The organism is Echinicola soli, from assembly GCF_006575665.1.
In the GTDB taxonomy this organism is placed as follows: Bacteria; Bacteroidota; Bacteroidia; order Cytophagales; family Cyclobacteriaceae; genus Echinicola; species Echinicola soli.
Genome location: NZ_CP041253.1, coordinates 868700 through 888376 on the forward strand (window position 1 = coordinate 868700; position 19677 = coordinate 888376).

General features: G+C 45.4%; 12 protein-coding genes and 1 tRNA gene. 5 read left to right on the plus strand and 8 right to left on the minus strand.

The annotated features are described in order from the left end of the window. Positions 1-1092: 1092 nt before the first annotated feature. A complete protein-coding gene (locus FKX85_RS03640) occupies positions 1093-1758 on the minus strand; it encodes a heme exporter protein CcmB (protein WP_141613439.1) in 666 nt (221 codons plus the stop codon). A gap of 643 nt (positions 1759-2401) precedes the next feature. On the opposite strand from FKX85_RS03640, the gene FKX85_RS03645 reads away from it, so the two are divergent. Beyond that, on the plus strand, positions 2402-3826 hold the full coding sequence (locus FKX85_RS03645; protein ID WP_168196208.1) for a TlpA family protein disulfide reductase: 1425 nt from the start codon (positions 2402-2404) through the stop codon (positions 3824-3826). Between the two features lie 305 nt (positions 3827-4131). Here the strand turns inward: FKX85_RS03645 and serS are convergent, their stop codons facing one another. Next, the gene (gene serS / locus FKX85_RS03650; RefSeq protein WP_141613441.1) at positions 4132-5406 is read right to left on the minus strand and encodes a serine--tRNA ligase; all 1275 of its coding nucleotides are present in this window, start codon (positions 5404-5406) and stop codon (positions 4132-4134) included. Positions 5407-5999: 593 nt separating this feature from the next. Here serS and rho point away from each other — a divergent pair. From rho to FKX85_RS03665, 3 genes are all read left to right on the plus strand, one after another. Next, positions 6000-7805: a transcription termination factor Rho gene (rho, locus tag FKX85_RS03655; protein ID WP_141613442.1), complete on the plus strand. Its 1806-nt coding sequence runs from the start codon at positions 6000-6002 to the stop codon at positions 7803-7805. Positions 7806-8164: 359 nt separating this feature from the next. Then, the gene (locus FKX85_RS03660; RefSeq protein ID WP_141613443.1) at positions 8165-10741 is read left to right on the plus strand and encodes a fibronectin type III domain-containing protein; all 2577 of its coding nucleotides are present in this window, start codon (positions 8165-8167) and stop codon (positions 10739-10741) included. Between the two features lie 381 nt (positions 10742-11122). Continuing rightward, positions 11123-13000, plus strand: coding sequence for a glycine-rich domain-containing protein (locus FKX85_RS03665; protein ID WP_168196209.1), 1878 nt, complete (start codon positions 11123-11125; stop codon positions 12998-13000). 29 nt (positions 13001-13029) lie between these two features. Here the strand turns inward: FKX85_RS03665 and FKX85_RS03670 are convergent, their stop codons facing one another. From FKX85_RS03670 to era, 4 genes are all read right to left on the minus strand, one after another. Then, positions 13030-13632, minus strand: a complete 603-nt coding sequence (locus FKX85_RS03670) for a SprT family zinc-dependent metalloprotease (protein ID WP_229239748.1) — start codon at positions 13630-13632, stop codon at positions 13030-13032. Between the two features lie 107 nt (positions 13633-13739). Further along, entirely contained in the window at positions 13740-13961 is a 222-nt protein-coding gene (locus tag FKX85_RS03675) for a hypothetical protein (RefSeq protein WP_141613446.1), read from the minus strand. Between the two features lie 77 nt (positions 13962-14038). Beyond that, entirely contained in the window at positions 14039-15352 is a 1314-nt protein-coding gene (gene der / locus FKX85_RS03680) for a ribosome biogenesis GTPase Der (protein ID WP_141613447.1), read from the minus strand. A 20-nt stretch (positions 15353-15372) separates the two neighbouring features. Next, positions 15373-16263, minus strand: a complete 891-nt coding sequence (gene era / locus FKX85_RS03685) for a GTPase Era (RefSeq protein WP_141613448.1) — start codon at positions 16261-16263, stop codon at positions 15373-15375. A gap of 139 nt (positions 16264-16402) precedes the next feature. Here era and FKX85_RS03690 point away from each other — a divergent pair. After that, a tRNA-Met gene (locus tag FKX85_RS03690) sits at positions 16403-16475 on the plus strand. A 450-nt stretch (positions 16476-16925) separates the two neighbouring features. On the opposite strand, the gene istB is transcribed toward FKX85_RS03690, so the two are convergent. Together istB and istA are read right to left on the minus strand one after the other, a co-directional pair. Further along, on the minus strand, positions 16926-17645 hold the full coding sequence (gene istB, locus FKX85_RS03695) for an IS21-like element helper ATPase IstB (protein ID WP_141613449.1): 720 nt from the start codon (positions 17643-17645) through the stop codon (positions 16926-16928). A 12-nt stretch (positions 17646-17657) separates the two neighbouring features. After that, on the minus strand, positions 17658-19217 hold the full coding sequence (gene istA, locus FKX85_RS03700; RefSeq protein WP_229239749.1) for an IS21 family transposase: 1560 nt from the start codon (positions 19215-19217) through the stop codon (positions 17658-17660). Positions 19218-19677: the final 460 nt, after the last annotated feature.

A 19677-nucleotide genomic window follows, 5' to 3' on the forward strand; every position in this document is an offset into this window, starting at 1 on the left:
CGGCGACTGTTCAGGACTCCTAAAGGGCAAACTTTCTCCCTCCCCGCACCCCTCAATCCCCTAAAAGGGGAAGAACCCTCTCTCGGTGATCGGTAAGCAGTAACCGGTAACCAGTAGCAGGTCAGATGCTGGGCTAGCCATCGTCGGTGGACAGCAAACTTTACAACATTAAACATTCCTACATGACCCTCCCCGAACCCCTCAGTCCCCTAAAAGGGGAAGAACCCGCCCTCGGTGATCGGTAAGCAGTAACCGGTAACCTGTGGCCGGTCAGATGCTGGGCTAGCCATCGTCGGTGGACAGCAAATTTACAACATTAAACATTCCTACATGACCCTCCCCGAACCCCTCAGTCCCCTAAAAGGGGAAGAACCCGCCCTCGGTGATCGGTAAGCAGTAACCGGTAACCAGTAGCAGGTCAGATGCTGGGCTAGCCATCGTCGGTGGACAGCAAGTTTACAACATTAAACATTCCTACATAACCCTCCCCGCACCCCTCAGTCCCCTAAAAGGGGAAGAACCCGCCCTCGGTGATCGGTAAACAGTAACCGGTAACCAGTAGCAGGTCAGATGCTGGGCTAGCCATCGTCGGTGGACAGCAAACTTTACAACATTAAACATTCCTACATGACCCTCCCCGAACCCCTCAATCCCCTAAAAGGGGAAGAACCCGCCCTCGGTGATCGGTAAACAGTAACCGGTAACCTGTGGCCGGTCAGATGCTGGGCTAGCCATCGTCGGTGGACAGCAAACTTTACAACATTAAACATTCCTACATGACCCTCCCCGAACCCCTCAGTCCCCTAAAAGGGGAAGAACCCGCCCTCGGTGATCGGTAAACAGTAACCGGTAACCTGTGGCCGGTCAGATGCTGGGCTAGCCATCGTCGGTGGACAGCAAACTTTACAACATTAAACATTCCTACATGAGCCTCCCCGCACCCCTCAGTCCCCTAAAAGGGGAAGAACCCTCTCTCGGTGATCGGTAAGCAGTAACCGGTAACCAGTAGCCGGTCAGATGCTGGGCTAAACATCGTCGGTGGACAGCAAACTTTACAACATTAAACATTCCTACATCACCAACATTCAACCCTCAACTCCTCCACAGATAAGGAAAAAGGATGTATGCGGTAGTTCCAATGATGGCGTTTATGGCGAGGAGGGTCAGTAATTTGTCTGCACTAACGCCCCTATCCAATCCATCGATGGCGTTTTTGGAAATGCGAATGGCCATGAGTAAGATAGGAATGATAATGGGGAAGCTCAGGATTGCCATAAGAGTGGCGTTATTGCTGGCCTTGGAAGCGATGCCCGACACCATGGTCAAGCAAGCCGAAAAACCAATCGCCCCCAATAGCAAGTTCAACACAAACAGCCCCTGGTCCTGCACGGGATTGCCCAGAATAACGCTAAAAACCAAATATCCCAAGATCGCCAAAACAGCCGTCAACAGGGTATTATAGATGATTTTGGAGATAATGATTCCTTCTGGCGAAGCGATCATATAATAATAGAGCTGTCGACCTTGGTGCTCCTGAACGAAACTTTTGGCGACGGCATTAACAGATGAAAAGAGGATGATGATCCAGTAAAGCGCATTCCACGTAGGAACGGAAATATTGCCTTGCTTGGCCCCCACACTCAGATAAGTGATAAAAACAGCACTGACCACATAAAGCAAGATGCCGTTAAGTGCATATTTTTGGCGCCATTCCAGCGTGACCTCTTTTTTGATCAGTACGATGATTTCTTTCCACATGCTGCCGCAAATATAGCAAAAGTGAAAAGCATAATCGTAGAAGACATCCAAAAGTCTAGGGCAAACACATTTACCAAGGATGAGCAAAATTAATGGTTTTATGAATAACAGGCCTGACTGTCCGATCCCCAAGGGTTGGGCAATTCAGCATTGGTTGTGCATATTAACCCTTTCTGCGGTTTTTGGAATATATCAACTTACCGATAAGGATCAGCGAAATTGTTTTTGCATCACTCCCCTGAAAAGGGGTGCTTAATCCAGCCCAATGAAACGCATTGGGCCAATAGGTGATGATGAGACTGATCGCGGCCTGTAAGGCCAGCTAAAAATCTTAACGGTTAAACCTGAGTAGATTATGGATACAATATCATTCCGTCATACTAAGTTAGTATCGGGAAAAATGTTGTAAAATTATCGGAATATTATTTGGTTTGCCTGAAAAGCGGGACGCTGCTACCAGGTAAAGGTATTCCCGTACATATTGTTTGACTAGATGGAAGAACTGAGCTGGGCTTTCAGCCTTAATGGCTACGAGCGATTTTCTGATAATAGGGCTCATTAATAGGGAATTATTGCTATTTTTAGAAATGGTTTTTTTAGCCAATTAATAAACATGTATTTTTACATCAAACCCAAGTATTTTATGAAAAGTAAATTGTTTTTGTTGCCACTGCTGGCGTTGTTGGCCTGTGGAAAGGCAGAAAAGAATCCTGCTGTACAATTGACCCTTGATCTGGAAAACATTGATGATGCTTCAGTGTTGAATATATACGACTTATCGGCCCAACTGGGAGGAGATTTACTGAGCCCAATATCCAGCATTGCTGCAGATTCCACGGGGACATTTCAGGTCACAATGGACTCTATCCAGCCAGGATTTTATGGACTGGAAGTCAATGACCAAGGATTCACAACACTCTATTTGTACGATGGTGTAAACATGGCGGTCAAAGGAGATCCTAAGAAACCCAAGCAACTGGCATATTCGGGTGAAGGTGCCGGCGAAGCTATATTTTACAGGGACTTTGCGGCCCTTTCCACGCAGAGCCTAGGGGTATTTGTAGAAGAAGACGAGTCAAATTTCGTAAGGAAACTGGATTCTGCTTATCAGGCGGGAATGAACGAAATCAATGAAGCGGACTCTTTGAACAATACGTTTATCACAAACGAAAAAGCGTTGCTCACAGCAAGGAGAGCCTTATATACGAGCTATTATCCAAGGGGACGCCAGCGCTTGATGCAGTCAGCGGAAGAAATCTTACTACCGGATTCTGTTAAGGCCTATAAAACCATGGCTATAACCTTGGCAAACGAAGGGTTGTTAATCCCCGAATACCGAAGGGTAATGGATAACCTCCATCAGACTGCGTTTAACAAAGTGATGAACGAATACTCGGAAGCACATCCCGATGAGAATTGGGGAATGACTGAATACATCGAAATGCGCAGGGATTATATCCTAGAAGATGAAGATGAAGCACTAAAAGATTATCTGCTAGCCAAGCTGGCCCTAGATGCAATCAGCTATTATGGTGATGAAGCAGCCGCCTTAGCGTACGATACATATCTGGAAAAGTACCCTGACTCCCCTTTTAAGGAATACTTGGAAGCGGTGAACAAAAAGTGGGAAAAGCTAGCCAAAGGGAAACCTGCTATAGAAGTGGAAGGTTCTGCACCTGATGGCAGCAAGGTAAAATTATCCGATTTTGAAGGGAAAGTGATCTATCTGGATACTTGGGCGACTTGGTGTGGGCCTTGCCGCGGGGAGTTTCCTGCAGCCAAAAAGCTTAAGGAAGAGTATAAAGATCAGAAAGATGTCGTATTTATGTATGCTTCCATAGACAGTGATAAAGAAGCTTGGGAAAAGTACCTCAAAGAAGATCCCGATTTCAAAGGCATCCACCTCTATGTAGATGGTGCTTGGCAGTCTGACCTTTGCCATGATTACATGATCAATGCCATCCCCCGGTATATCCTGATTGATAAAAACGGAAATATAGCCAATGTAAAAGCCCCTAGGCCAAGCAGTGGTGAAACTATTAGAAATGAGATCAATGCACTGCTCTGATAGCATAAGTGGGCCAAGAAGTTGTTTTCAATAAATGAAGGCTGTCTTATAAATCCTCATAGCGAGCCTGCTACGCGACAATCTCGTCTTCAAAGGAAAGATTGCTTCAGCTGCGTTCGCAATAGCCTGCCCCTATAGTTTCGGGACAGGCTATTGCAATCGTAGCGAAGAGAAGCAATCTCCTGATACCTGCAATGAGAATACATTGAGATCACTTTTCCGTCACTGAGTAATTGTGATCACCGGCCCCGATGGCTATCGGAGACGTAATTTTAATTATAAGACAGCCTCTTTTCTTTTCAAGCCTAATCAATCCACTCAAAACCCAAATAAGGAACCAGTACTTCTGGCATTTTGATGCCTTTTTCGGTCTGGTTATTTTCAAGAATGGCCGCGACGATCCTTGGCAAAGCCAATGCGCTTCCATTCAGTGTATGAGCGAGTGTGGTCTTCTTGTCATCATCCTTAAAGCGCAGCTTTAGCCGGTTGGCCTGATATGTCTCAAAGTTACTCACAGAACTTACTTCCAACCACATTTCCTGGGCGGCAGAGTACACCTCCATATCGTAGGTCAGGGCAGAAGTGAAGCCTGTATCCCCTCCACAAAGCCGGAGTACACGGTATTGCAAGCCCAGCTTTTTCAGCAATTCCTGAACATAAGTGCTCATGTCCTCCAGTGTCTCATAAGACTTGTCGGGATGGGTGATTTGGACCAGCTCTACTTTGTCAAACTGGTGAAGCCTGTTTAGCCCTCTTACATGTGCGCCCCAACTACCCGCTTCTCTTCGAAAGCAAGGCGTGAAAGCCGTGTTTTTGATCGGCAGATTACTGGCCTTTAGCATCACATCCCGGTACATATTAGTTATCGGCACTTCTGCGGTAGGGATCAGAAAAAGGTCGTCATGGGTAATGTGGTACATTTGACCTTCCTTGTCCGGAAGCTGACCGGTGCCATAACCGCTTTCTTCATTGATAAGGATAGGCGGCTGCACTTCATTGTAGCCATGTTTGGTAGCTTCATCCAAGAAAAAGTTCACCAAAGCTCGCTGTAGTCGGGCGCCTTTGCCTTTATAAATGGGAAATCCCGCTCCAGTGATTTTATTGCCCAGCTCAAAGTCAATGATGTCGTGTTTTTTGATCAGGTCCCAATGGGCTTGCTTGCCCTCGTAAAGTGTTGGTGCCTCACCATGCTCCAATACCACTTCATTGTCATCAGCTGATTTTCCAGCCTTTACGCTAGCATGTGGCACATTGGGAATGGTATAGAGCAATTGCTTCAAGGCCTCCTCTATTTCACCGTATTTTTCTTCCAGGGATTTTATCTGGCTTTTGATTTCGGCAGTACGCTTTTTGATCGTTTCGGCCTCGTCCTTTTTGCCCTCCCGCATCAATAGACCAATTTGCTTGGAAATGGAATTGGATTCAGCCTGCAGCTGGTCCCTTTGCAGCTGGGTTTCTTTTCTTTCTTTGTCTAAATCCAGGACTTTTTGCAGTCTTTCCTTTGGCTCGGCAAAGAAGCGTTTCTGCAATCCTTCCACTGCCTGGTCAAAATTTTCACGGATAAAATTTACCTGTAGCATGTCGTATAAGCTTTATTTTAGAAATGCAAAGATAGTGATTTCAAACAGAGCTCAGGAGCGGAATGGTAAAAAATCGAAATGAGATGCCAGTAGCAGGGGCTCTCATGGATGGCATGGATCTTCGTCGATGAAATTTCGGAAAACACACAGATGGAAACAGCCTTTTCCGATGCATTCCCAGGTATCCATATCCTTTTATTGACAGGGCATTCTCCGAGATAAACCTGACAAGAGCCTTCAATTGTTACCTGTGTACAGAAAGTTTCAAGGGATTTGATAATAAACGGAATCTTTTTTCCGTTTTTGGTGTAAAGAAAGAGAAACAGGTAAAATCAGTCCATTTTAACTGGATACTAATCTTTTTCTTGTATATTTGGAAAGCATAAACTCGCTAATTTTCTGATAAATACACATCCTCAAAGAAAAAGTTTGCGTATTAAAATTGCTTACTGTAATATTGTGAAGTCAAAAAGTTCATAATCCACGCCCTGTGGATTCATCTTATTTCATAAGACACCTTTTTATACCAATCAATTAAATAGTCACAGTACTCATTTCTATTAATCACATCAAGTACCTCTTATACGTTTTTTATGTATAATATTGAAGAACTAAAAATTAGATTGCTATCCGAATTGAAGGAGATAGCAGAAGAACTGGGGGTGAAAAATTTTAAATCCCTAAAGAAGGACGATCTCATCTATGCGATCTTAGATCAGCAAGCAATCACCCCCGAGAAAGCCCTTCCCAAGAAAAAGCCGGCCAAAGCAGAAGTGGAGAAACCGGTACCGGATACTCCTGAAAAGAAACCTGAGCATAAACCATCCGCCGAAGACAATAAGGAAACCAAGCCTAAGTTTAAGCGGGAGAATGTAACGGAATCCAAAAAAGAAGATTCGCCAAAAGCGGAAGACAAGCCGGCCAAAAAACCAAAGGATAGTGCCAAGGACACTCCTAAAGAAAGAAAGCCTAAGCGGAGTGAAGCGCCTAAATCTGAAAACAAGCCGGAAAGCAAACCTGAAAGCAAGCCCGTAGGAAAGTCTGACAGCAAAGCAGAAACAAAACAGGACAAACCTTCTTCTGATGAAAATCGACCAAGAAGCTTCAGACCCAGAAGGAAAGCAGTGATAGATGAAGAAGCCCAGCGTGTGGCAACAGAAAGGCCACAGGAACCAGAGGTCGATCTTCCAAAAAGAAAAAATTTCAAAGAGGTATCTGATGAGCAGCCCAGCCAACCTTCCATTGGCAGCAGCAGAAAGAAATATGCTTCTTTGGTAAAGGAATTTGATGGAATAATAGAAAACGAAGGGGTCTTGGAAATCATGTCCGACGGATATGGCTTCTTGCGCTCTCTCGATTATAACTACCTGGCTTCACCGGATGACATTTATGTGTCGCCGTCCCAGATCAAGCTTTTTGGACTGAAGACCGGTGATAATATCAAAGGACAAATCAGGCCTCCTAAAGAAGGCGAAAAGTATTTCGCTCTGCTGAAAGTGTCTTCTGTAAACGGTAAGACCACCGAGGAAATCCGTGACAGGATACCATTTGAATACCTTACCCCATTATTCCCCGAAGAAAGGCTAAACCTGACCACGCGAGCGGACAATTTCTCTACCCGAATTGTAGACTTGTTTGCTCCTATCGGAAAAGGACAGCGGGGCATGATCGTAGCGCAGCCAAAAACAGGCAAGACCGTCCTACTGCAAAAGATTGCCAATGCGATTGCAGAAAACCATCCAGAGTGCCACCTGATGATCCTTCTGATCGACGAGCGTCCAGAAGAAGTCACGGACATGGCAAGGTCAGTAAAAGCAGAAGTGATTTCTTCCACCTTTGACGAGCAAGCTGAGCGTCACGTGAAAGTATCTTCCATGGTACTGGAAAAAGCCAAAAGAATGGTGGAATGCGGTCATGATGTGGTAATCCTATTGGATTCCATTACCAGGCTGGCCAGGGCCTACAATACCGTGGTACCATCTTCAGGAAAGATCCTATCCGGTGGTGTGGACGCCAATGCACTTCACAAGCCTAAGAGATTTTTTGGTGCGGCCAGAAACGTGGAAAACGGTGGCTCACTGACCATCATTGCCACTGCACTGGTAGAAACCGGCTCTAAAATGGACGAGGTGATCTTTGAAGAATTTAAAGGTACGGGCAATATGGAACTGAGCCTGGACAGAAAACTCTCCAACAGGAGAATTTACCCTGCGATCGATGTACCGGGATCTGGTACACGAAGGGAAGACCTCTTGATGGAAAAAGAAGAGATGCAGCGCGTTTGGATTTTGAGAAAACTTATGTCTGACATGACCTCCCAGGAAGCCATGGAATTCTTGCTCCAACGAATGAGAGGCACACGCGACAATGCCGAATTCTTGATCAGCATGAACGGATAAAATCAAGTGCTTCAAAAGTCAAAAGCCTCAAACCTCTGGGTTTGAGGCTTTTTTGTTGTATTATGGATTTCGTTTTCTGTTGTTTTATATCAAAAATATGCTTTTTAAAATATTATTTTGTATTATTTTTAATTATGTGGTTTTTATTCTATCTATGTAATGAAAACGTTCATCACAACACATAGTACTAATAAGATTATTGGTTACTCCCAACAGTAACTAACAACACCAAATTCATACGCTATCACAAGCAATCACAGGGGCTTCGCTTTATGGTACCAACCTATCAACGAAAGCCGCTGAATACCATGATCAAGCAGTGGTAATAAGTACCTGTTTTATTTAAAAATCAAAGGTGCATGAAGAAACACGCTACTCGAAAATTTAAATTGCAACTCCTCTTTCACGTAATAACGGTGATATTACTGGCCGTGCAGGTGGATCATAATTCCTTTGCCGAAGGATCTGGTGATTGGGGCACGGCTCCCGACCGAAGGAGCTGGCTATGGATTCCCGCAAATAGCAGCAACGACAACGGTGGATATGGAAGCCGCGGATACATGATGATGCCCTCCAAGACCAATAACTATAACGCCGCCCACAGGATGTTTGTCTATGTAAAGCCGGGAGAGAAGGTATATTGGGGCTTTAGAAATGAAGAGGAATTTGATTTTTTAGGATGGAACTATTACAATAACTACTCAGACATTAGAGTGAAGTGGTTTTACGATGATACCGATACTGGCTTTTTTCCTGACAAAAGGTACGGTATCGAAGTGGATAACGAGTATTATGATGCCCATTCCAATGGAGGAAGAAGAGGAAGACCAGCAAATGCCCAAGCAGCAGCCAATGGACCGTCGGATTTGGTAGGAGCTACTGGTTATGAAGCGTATTCATTTACCAATACTACAGAAGAAGCACGGGCCTTTTGGGTGGAGATTTCCCGAACTAACGGGGATCCCATTAGGGACGGGCTCCCCATTAGTTTTTGGGATGTCACCGTAGCCAATGATGCAGGAGAAGTACAGCCGGGAAGGTTGTATTGCAAGTATTGGAGTATCCTGAACGGGTTGCCAAGGGAAGCCGGTGAGGTAAATGACCGTGCATTCCATTACGATTTTGGCTTTTACGTTCCGGTGGATGACACGTTTGGTGGCACAGGCGATACCTATTTCGTGAAGCACGCCCAGTTCCCCAATTCCAATGGTGGCTTTGTAAACTTCTTTGCCAATCAGGATGGCCCACGAAATAACACCGGTAGTCACGTGGAAAATCGTAAATCCATTGAGGGTGTCTCTTCCAATTACCAGTATCCCCTCTTTCTTAACGACCCCGACCTGGAGTTTTGGCCTACGACAGTAGAACCAACCGCTAACTTGGACATCACTTATGAAGAAAGAGATCCCACAGGCAATGGTGGGCATGCATGGGTGGATATTGATATCAGCCTGCCTGGGATTGTGGATGTATTGATCGACCTGAATGGAAACGGCACGTATGATGCAGGAACTGACCTGATCATGAGTGAAAAATACGATGCCAGTGGAGAATACACCATTTATTGGGACGGAAAAGATGCCAATGACAATGTCGTCACAAGTGGGTCCCCCATAGGTGTTTTTGCCGCGGTAATATTTTCCCCTGTCCACTTCCCCGTCTATGATATGGAGCAAAGTTTAGGAATTACCATCACCAATGTCCGGCCTGGTGACCCGGAGGATAATACTATTTATTGGGATGATTCATTGATTCCAAGGGACGGGGAATCTGGATTTGAAGAACTGGATGATTGGTGGAAAACCAGCGCTGTTTCCCTTCCAGTCAATGTGACCGGTGAAGCGGGCGACAGTCATATCTGGCACGCTGACGGGAATAATGGCTTTAGTGAAACCAACACCATCAACACCTGGGCAGCATCGTACTATGCAGAGGTCAATGAAGACGATGAGTACCGCTACCTGACCTTTCAGGGCAATGTCTATGACGATGACGATGGCGTGGAAGATGGCCTCATCCATGGTCAGCCGACTGCAGCGGAAGGGCTTTATGTGCTGATCGTGGATGAGAACAATGAAGTGGTGGCCACCGTGCCCGTGGCGGCAGACGGAAAGTACTGCGTCGATCGTGTGCCGGATGGCACTTATAACGCAATCCTCTCCACGGTGACGGTCATCCCGGGCGAGCAAAGTCCAGGACCTATCCTGCCCGAGGATTGGGAGAATACCGGCGCCCAGCTGGGAACAGAACAGGACCAAAATCTATATGAGCCATCTGGGGTACTGGGTGAATTGATCCTAAACAACACCTCGGTAAGAGATGCCAATTTTGGCTTGAGGATCATGGGGATACTCCCAGTGGTTTGGCAGGATTTTGATGCCAAGAAAGTCACCGGTGAGCGGAAGGTAAAACTACAATGGAGTGTCAGCAAGGAATGGGAAAACAGCCACTATGAGATCGAACGATCAAAAAATGGCTCATCGGATTTTCAAAAGATTGGAGAGATTGCCGCCGTGGGCTGGACAGATGAACTGACCCAATATCAATTTACCGATGAGGAAATCCCCTTGTCTGGCGGTCAGTTTTACTACCGCCTAAAGCAGGTCAACTTGGACAATAGCTTTTCCTATAGCTCACTCCGCCAGGTGACTGTTCCAAAAGTCATTTACACCACAGGTGTTTGGCGGGCATTTCCAAATCCGGTCAAGGGCCATGAACTGAAACTGGAGTTATTAGATGACAGCACTTATCAGGGTGGGAAAATTAGCCTTAGGGTCATTAATGCATTGAATAAGTCTGCAGGAACTACAGTCGAATCGCTGGATCAACTGAATCCCAGGGTCGCTCAGGTGCTGCAATTCTTTGGCAAGGGACTGGTAATCCTAGAGGTAAGGTGGGAAAACAAAGTGCAATACTTAAAAGTATTGCTCGAATAATCTTTTAGAATTACTAAACCAACGACACGGCTCAAACTATTTTTGAGCCGTTTTTTTGATAAGTCATGTTTTGAAAAATCGGTACGTGAACACACGGTTAAGAGAAGTATTGACACAATTTCCGAAAGGGCTGGTGGTCGTAAAAGCGCATTGGGCATGTGAGTTTCAACTCATCAAATTATTGCTTTAGGAATTAAACAAAATGTAATATATCATATACAGAATTAGATTATACAAGAAACCTATTTTGAGTTCCTTAGTTTTTGTATGTTTGCATAACACACCTGTTATCCCTAATGTATGAGCATCCTTTATGGTCGATTAAAGTATTCGATTTTTTATTTTAACCTACTTATTGCAATAGTTGGCTGGCTTTTCGTAATGGCAAGCGAAGTGCAAGCACAATGCTCTAACACCATTACCATTCCTTCTGGTGACAGCGAGATCAACATAGAGCTCGAGCTTACTGAAATCATTACTCACAACACTTATTGCCCGAATGGTTTTGAATATCGTGTGAAGATCGATTATAACGTGAATTTCACTGGCCCTGCCCCTACACTGTGGACACTTCAGGGGTATTTGATATGTGATAACGGCACGGAACGTGATGAAAACTATTTTGACCTTCCGGAAGGAGGAGGCAGCGGTTCAGTATTGGCCGCTCAAAGCGATTGGCATACCTGTTATTCCAATCCTCCACATCCAAGCCCTGCTGATTTGGGCTGTTTTGAATTTAGGTTGAATATAGATGGCCCCGATATTGATGAAGATAATGAAGAAGTTATTGCAGGGGTTTGTGGGAACACCAATTCCTGTATGGAGGAAGTGCAGGTTTCTGAATTGGAGCGATTGTATATATACCGTTGCGATGGACCATTTACGGTACCAGCTGAGTTTGATGATGCCGAAGTGATGCTGGTCGCTGGAGGAGGTGGCGGCGGTTATGGAGAAAGCGCCGGTGGTGGCGGAGCAGGCGGGCTGGTTTATGAGCCATCGGTTTCCTTAACCCCCGGAGAGACTTATCCAGTATATGTGGGCAACGGAGGCACGGGCGCCACTGCTCCCAATGAGACTGGCCAAAACGGCATGAATTCTTTTTTTAACGGTATTACGGCCATCGGTGGGGGAGGTGGCGGTTCTTATTTTCCCAATGCTGGAATAAACACGGGCAATACAGGCGGCTCTGGTGGCGGACATGCCAGTAACTCGTCAGCTAGCATCCGCTCACAAGGATCCCAAGGTAATGGCGGCGGACTTGGCGAGGAGAGTGGTAATGGCAACGGTAACGGTAACGGCAACGGTAACGGCAACGGTAACGGCAACGGTAACGAAGGCGCCCGATCAGGTGGTGGTGGTGGCGGTCATTTGTCCGCTGGAATAAACGGCAACGGAGCAAGAGGCGGCAACGGAGGCGAAGGAGCAGCCTCTCCTATTTTGGAAGATCTGTCCGTGGATGTGGGCATAGATAATATATTTGCGGCAGGCGGTGGCGGTACGGGCAGACCTGGACAGGGCAATAACCAAGGGACTGGTGGAAGTGGTATTGGTGGTGACGCCGATACGGACACGGGCAGATCTGGTGCACAAAATACTGGATCGGGTGGAGGCGCAGGTTGGGATGGCGGAGGAAATGGAGCTGACGGTATGGTGATCATTCGATTACGTCTGTCCAGCTTGCCGGTGGAATGGAATGCTATTAAAGTAGCCTATCAATTGGCCAAAAATACCGTCCAATTAGACTGGCAAGTTAAAGAAGAGCCTACTACCAGCCATTATGAACTAGAGCGCTCGCTAGAGGGAATTGGAGATTTTCATCATATAGCCAGCGTTGATGCTGTGGGATCGACAGATGGCTTGACGGACTACCAGTACGACGATCATCAATTACCATCCTCAGGAGGACGACTTTATTACCGGATCAAAGAAGTAGATATCGATGGAAAAGCATCCTATTCGGAGGTCTTTTCTGTTAAACTACCTGCCTCCCAAAAGTCAAATAAGGCCTGGAAAGTATACCCTAACCCAGCATCTGGTCATGATATAAACGTTTCCTATTCAGGATCAGCTGAAAACCCAGGAACTATTCGATTTCGATTGGTTTCACCTTTACAGTCCACTGACTATTTCCAGATAAATGAAGAAAGCGAGCTTGAAGATGCCCTAAGGAGGGTTTTCACTACACTGGAGACTGGTGTATGGGTGCTGGAAATGAGATGGAATGAAAAATCCGAGTTTATCAAACTTGTAAAAAAATAGGCCACTTCAAAGCACCGATACAGTAAAAATCAGTCTTTACCATGATGGGATAAAGTAATTTCCGCATTACCTGAAATTAGATAATGCCTACCTGAAATAATTTCTTCGCACAAAATCCTGGTCCTCCGGGGCTGTACTTTTTTAAACTTCCTACCCCTGAGTTCAAATACCGTTCCTATGGTAATTTCGTTGAGATAGGTAGCTTTTATGCCATTTCGTGTTGGATCGTACTTTCTCAATTCCCGGTTTAACCAAAAGTCCGCACTGGAACTTGCTTTTGGATTGTCCATATGCCTTTTTAGTGGAATGAGCAAGTCTTTGGGAAACACCTCGTCCGTCAGGACCGGGATCATCAAATTCCTGAACATGCTTTTCCATTCCCGTCCATGGGGCTTGATACGCGTACCATGTGCTTTGAAAGCACGATGATGCGCCACTTCGTGGATATAGGTGATCAGAAATTGGTATGGGTTGAGGTTATGGTTTATCGTGATGGTTTGGACGGATTGGTCGGCCCTAAAGCGAAAGTCCCCCAGCTTAGATAACCTCGACTTGGACACGGTAAAGTGAAACGGTGACTCCTTCCACAGCTTCAAGCAATATGAAACGGCAGTTTCTGGCATCTTGGCCATTAAAATTTGGGCTAATTTAGCTGTTGCACTCGATTTCATCTCCTGCTAATATAAAAAAAAGCACCGATTGCTCGGTGCTTTGACGAATTTCACTTTTAATGAGAGGATTAACCGTTGATTTCTTCAGTTACCTCTTCTACAGTTTCTTCAACTGAATTTACAGTATCTTCTACTGTTTCCTCAAGTTGCTCCACTGATTCCTCAATCACCTGCTCAGTTTCTTCGATCTGAGTTTCGATCGTCTCTTCAGTTTGTTCAACTTCCTTTTTTCCACAAGAAGTGGTGAATGCCAGACCAGCCAGCGCAAACAATACAATTGTTCTTTTCATGATTTTGATTCTTAAAATAAGCATGCAAATGTACTGCTGCGGATGATATTTACAAGCGAAATAAGAATAAATATTTTTTATTTTTTCTTATAGGTAACCTTGATCGGAACACCCTGAAAATCAAAGTGATCCCTTATCCTGTTTTCCAAATACCTGGTATATGGTGCCTTGAGGTACTGCGGCAGATTACAGAAGAATGCAAACACCGGATTTTTGGTTGGTAGCTGGGTGATATACTTGATTTTGATGTACTTTCCTTTCCATGCCGGTGGCGGATACCGTTCGATTTCTGGCAGCATTTTATCGTTCAGCTGAGAAGTGGTGATTTTCCGGGTCTTGTTTTCATACACCTGCACAGCCAATTCAATTGCCTGGAAAATCCGTTGCTTGGTCAGCATAGACGTAAAGATGATGGGAATCCATCGGTTTTCTCCCAATTTTTCCATCATGTCATCTTTAAACTTGTTCATGGTCTTATGATCCTTTTCGATAAGGTCCCATTTGTTGACCATAATCATGACGCCCTTGTTGTTTTTGATAGCAAGAGAAATCAAGTTAATATCCTGTGCTTCAAGTCCACGGCTAGCATCTACCATGACGATGACCACATCAGAATCTTCCAAGGTCCGTAATGAACGCATCACGGAGTAAAACTCAATATCTTCTTTTACCCTTGACTTTTTACGGATTCCGGCGGTATCAGAGATGATAAAGTTTTTCCCATAAAGAGTATAATGGGAATTGATGGTATCCCGTGTAGTCCCTGCTTCGTCGGTGACAATGGTTCGTTCCGTGCCCAACAGCGCATTCAGGAAAGAAGATTTCCCTACATTGGGACGGCCCAGGATGGCAATTTTGGGAATTCCTTCATCTGGATTTTCTATGCCATCATCATCAAAATTGGTAATCAGCTCGTCCAATAGGTCACCGGTGCCACTCCCACTGGCTGCTGCGACCGGATAGACAGCACCATCTCCCAGTCCCAGCTCATAAAACTCATTGGCCATAAAGGACCTCTCTTGTGTATCAGCTTTATTAGCGACGATATATAGGGGCTTCTTGGCACCACGTAATTCATTGGCAAATTCCCTATCCAAATCTGTCAATCCATCGATACAATCTACCACAAAAAGGATAACAGAAGCTTCTTCCACTGCCAGCTTTACCTGTTTACGGATTTCCGCCTCGAAAACATCCTCCGAACCGGTAACATACCCGCCGGTATCGATCACCGAGAAAAACTTTCCTCCCCACTGGGCATGCCCGTAATGACGGTCTCTAGTAACCCCACTTTCATTGTCTTCGATAGCCTTACGCTGTTCGACGAGACGGTTGAAGAAAGTGGATTTGCCCACATTTGGCCTCCCTACTATTGCTACAATATTTGCCATTTTTTCTACGCTTTGTTAGGTTACTGATCGTAACCGAATTTTCTTAGTTTGTTTTTATTTTTCCGCCAGTCGTCCTCTACCTTCACATGGGTTTCGAGAAATACCTGTTTGCCAAAAAAAGCTTCCAGTGCTGCCCGGGACTGAATGCCCACGTTCTTTATGGCTTTACCTTTATCACCTATAATGATGCCCTTTTGACTGGATCGCTCCACAAAGATAATAGCTCTGATGCGGATGATCTTATCATCTTCGGTAAATTGGTCAATAGCTACCTCAGTACTGTAGGGAATTTCTTTTTTGTAATTGGTGAAAATCTTTTCCCTGATGATCTCAGAGGCAAAAAAACGCTCTGGTCTATCAGTAAGTTCCTCTTTGTCATAATAGGGCGGATGAACAGGCAGCCTGTCCAGGATTTCCTGCATGATCCGCTCAATATTAAAGTTTTCGAGGGCCGACACGGGAATGACCGTATCCGCCTTCAGCCGCTCAGTCCAGTATTGGGTGACTTCTTCCAGCTTATTATCTTTAGAAAGATCAATCTTATTGATGACCAATAATACGGGCGCTCCAGAAGCATTGATTTTATCTATGACCTCCTCTATTTCATTGTCTGTTTCGAACAGATCTGTTACAAACACGATGACATCTGCGTCTTCCAACGATAGGTTGACAAAGCTCATCATGCTTTTGTGCAACTCGTATTTGGGCTTCAGCATCCCAGGTGTATCCGAAAAAACGATCTGATAGTCAGCATCATTCATAAGCCCAAGAATACGGTGCCGGGTAGTTTGGGCTTTGGAAGAGATGATAGAAAGCCGCTCACCCACCAGTACGTTCATCAGGGTGGACTTACCGACATTGGGTTTGCCGATGATGTTTACAAAACCAGCCTTATGTGTTTTTTCGGTCATAGAAATAAATTTTTCACAAAGGTACTTGATTTTTCACAGATTCTACTTACCTTTGTATCACAATAAAGGGAACAAGGTATTGAAAAAGTCAAACCACCTTTAATTTAGACAAAAGATATAAAATAATTATAAGATATATCGCGGGATGGAGCAGTTGGTAGCTCGTCGGGCTCATAACCCGAAGGTCACAGGTTCGAGTCCTGTTCCCGCTACTACGAAGGATACTGGAAACAGTATCCTTTTTTTATGCCAAAATCTAGGGAAAAATAATAAGCCCTGAGCAAAGTCCGGGCTTATCTGTTCAAATTTTATAGTGCAGCCCATAGGCTTGCTATGCGGGACACTCAGGATTATCAAGAATGTTATAGAACTATTTTTTGATGTTGACTTTTTCTCCTTAACTTTTTTTGTCTTGAATCAACTTAGTAATGTTTATGGGAGGAAGGAGGTATCCGCCGGGATTTCGATTCAAACTGTGCAGCTGGAGATTCATGTTGACCAAATCTTGAATCTGCTTATCCCTCTTGTCCACTGTCCTGTTGGAATGTTTTGGCTAATATTGACGGTCAATTTGGATATTCTGGATGATACTGACCCCTCTCCGGGGATATTGACCCCTCTAAAAGTTGGTTTGGTCCTGTGAATCCAATGGTATGACAATTTTACATTTTTTTTCTTAGACTATCACCTTTAAGTTCGATTCTGTATGATGAGTGTACCAATCTGTCAAGAATGGCGTCGGCTATCGTTTCTTCACCGATCACCTCATACCAGCTGGATATGGGCAACTGGCTTGCGATGATGGTGGATTTCTTCCCGTGCCGGTCCTCAATGAGCTCCATAAAGTCCATCTGATGCTGTTTTTCCAGATGTGTGAGCCCAAAATCATCCATGATGAGCAGGTCGGCTTTTGCCAACTTGTCAAAGAACTTGATAGCGGTGCCTTCCAGCCTTACCATCTTGGTTTTGAGCATCAGTTTCTGGGTATTAAAATAGGCGGCCTTGAACCCTTGGATACAGGCCTGGTGTCCCAGTGCGGATGCCAGGTAACTTTTACCACAGCCGGTGGCCCCTGTTATCAGCACCGATTCCCCTTTGGTGATGTAGTCTCCGGTGGACAGGGATGCCAGCACCATATCGTCCAACCCCCTGGTTTTATCAAGCTTGAGTTCTTCCAGGGAGGCCTTATACCTGAATCCGGCATTGGACTCCAGCCTTCTGAACCTCCTGTTGTCCCTTTCCTGCTCCTCGGCCTGGAGCATCATCTCAAGGCCTTCTGTCAACGTGAGGTTTTGGGTTTTGCGGGTTTCCTTCAGGGCTGTCCATGTTTTGGACATGCCGTGCAGTTTAAGCCTGGTCATTTGTGCTTCGATCTGGTTCATATTCATTAGGTGTTAAAATTGGAGTTTCTGTTGGTCGTAATATTCCTTGCCCCGGACATTGTCGTGTTTGGGCAGGGCTTTTTGTGTAGTATCGGGCTGTTCATGGGCCATGTTGTTTTCAAGGATGTTCCTGATAAACCCATAAGAATAGACCTGGTGATCCATGGCTATTTTGCAGGCCCTGTCAAAGGTATCCGGGTCGGACTTCCTGCTTAAGGCCAGTAAGCCATCACAGGTTCTGTAAAGCTGCTCGGGATACCGGTTCTGCTCAAACAGCAAGGATACATATTGATAAAGAACTGCTGATTTTTTACGGGCAAGCTCCCGGTAGTATTCAGGGCTCCTATCCCTGTAATGCCCGTGCTGGGAACACAGATGGTCTTCAACGGTAGAATAGCCGCCCTTGGTGCTTCTGGCATGGACGGCTACCTTTTTACCTTCATGGTACACATAGAACATGGACCTGGTGTAGACTACCTTCACTTTCTTGCCAATAAGGGTATACGGGACACTGTAATATTGCTTGTCCCTTGCCAGATATACATGATTGTTTTTTGCCACAGTCAGCAAGGCATGGTACCGTAGCTCAAACCGGTCCTCGGGAAGTTTTCCCAACAGGGGTTTTTCATCGGCCAAAAACTTCTCTTCCCGGCAGTAGGGCTTGCGCTGCATCCGTGTCTGGTTATGTGCCCTGATCCGCATTTTAATGGCCTGGTTGAGTGCATAAAGGTCAAAGAACTGCATGTTCCTCAGCTTGGCATATACTCTGGAGTAGAGCATGTTGACCTGGTTCTCGACCAGGGCCTTGTCCTGAGGCTTTCTGACCCTTGCCGGCAGGACAGCCGTACCGTAATGATTGGCAAAGTCTTCCAGTGCCCGGTTGATATCCGGTTCGTACTTGTCGGCCTTGTTCACTGCTGACTTCAGGTTGTCAGGGACCAGCAGGGAAGGGACTCCGCCCAAATGTTCCAGGCAGCAGGCCAGGGCATGGAGAAAATCAGCTATACGCTGGCTGGGCACGGCCATGGCAAAAGCATAGTCCGAACAGGGCAGGCAGGCCACAAAAAACTGGCAGGAAATGACTTCTCCGGTTTCCCGGTCTATGTAGTCAATCGTTTTGCCGGCAAAATCAATATAAAGCTTTTCCCCGGGCTGATGATCAAGTACCATAGTTGGTTTTGATCGGGCAAGATCATGCTGGTCAAGGTGATGGCAGAACTGTGAGTAGCTGTAACCATCCGGATGGGACTGTCTGTATTCTTCCCATAAAAGTGCCCTGGTAACCCCGGTACGCTTCAGCTCTTTACGAAAATATTCAAGACGCATTTTAAAATGATCGTACCGGGGATCCTTATAGGAAGGGTTGCCAGGATGGAAACGGGAATGGATCTCCGGCTCTTCAAGGGCGAGCAGATCATCTATGGTTAGGCTCGTACCTGTCTGCCCCAGCAGCTTTTCCAGCTTGACCAGGTAGGCTTTTACGGTATTCTTGCTCATGCCAAGCATTCGGGCAATGGTCTTGATCCCTTTGCCCTGCTTGTTGAGAATGATCAATTGTTTTATCTGACTCATTGGTTTTGGTTTTCCTGCCATTGGATCACGGTTAGTGGTATATAAATCATCCGCTAAAAAACCAAAACCAGCATTATGAGGGGGCAATATGTTCCGGAATCTGACAACAGAGGGGTCAATATGCTCCGGAATTATTGCTGAAATATTACTTTAGGGGGTCAGCATCCGCCGGAATGGCAGTTGAAAACAGCCGCTTAAGCCACTTTTCAACCTCCGGTTCATTCCCGGATCATGGGGTCAACATGCTCCGGAATATCCAGTCAATTCAATAAAAACCAATCTTTTATACTTTATTTATCCCCAAAAAACCGTGGATAACCCAGCTTGAAACCTCTTTTTCCAAAACACCAAACAAAATCCAGCAACATCGCACTCAAAGACAGGTAACGAAGAAAAAACCTGACCAAGAGTTAATGAAATTACAACCTGAGTAATTACAAATCATTTTGTAAATCATGCG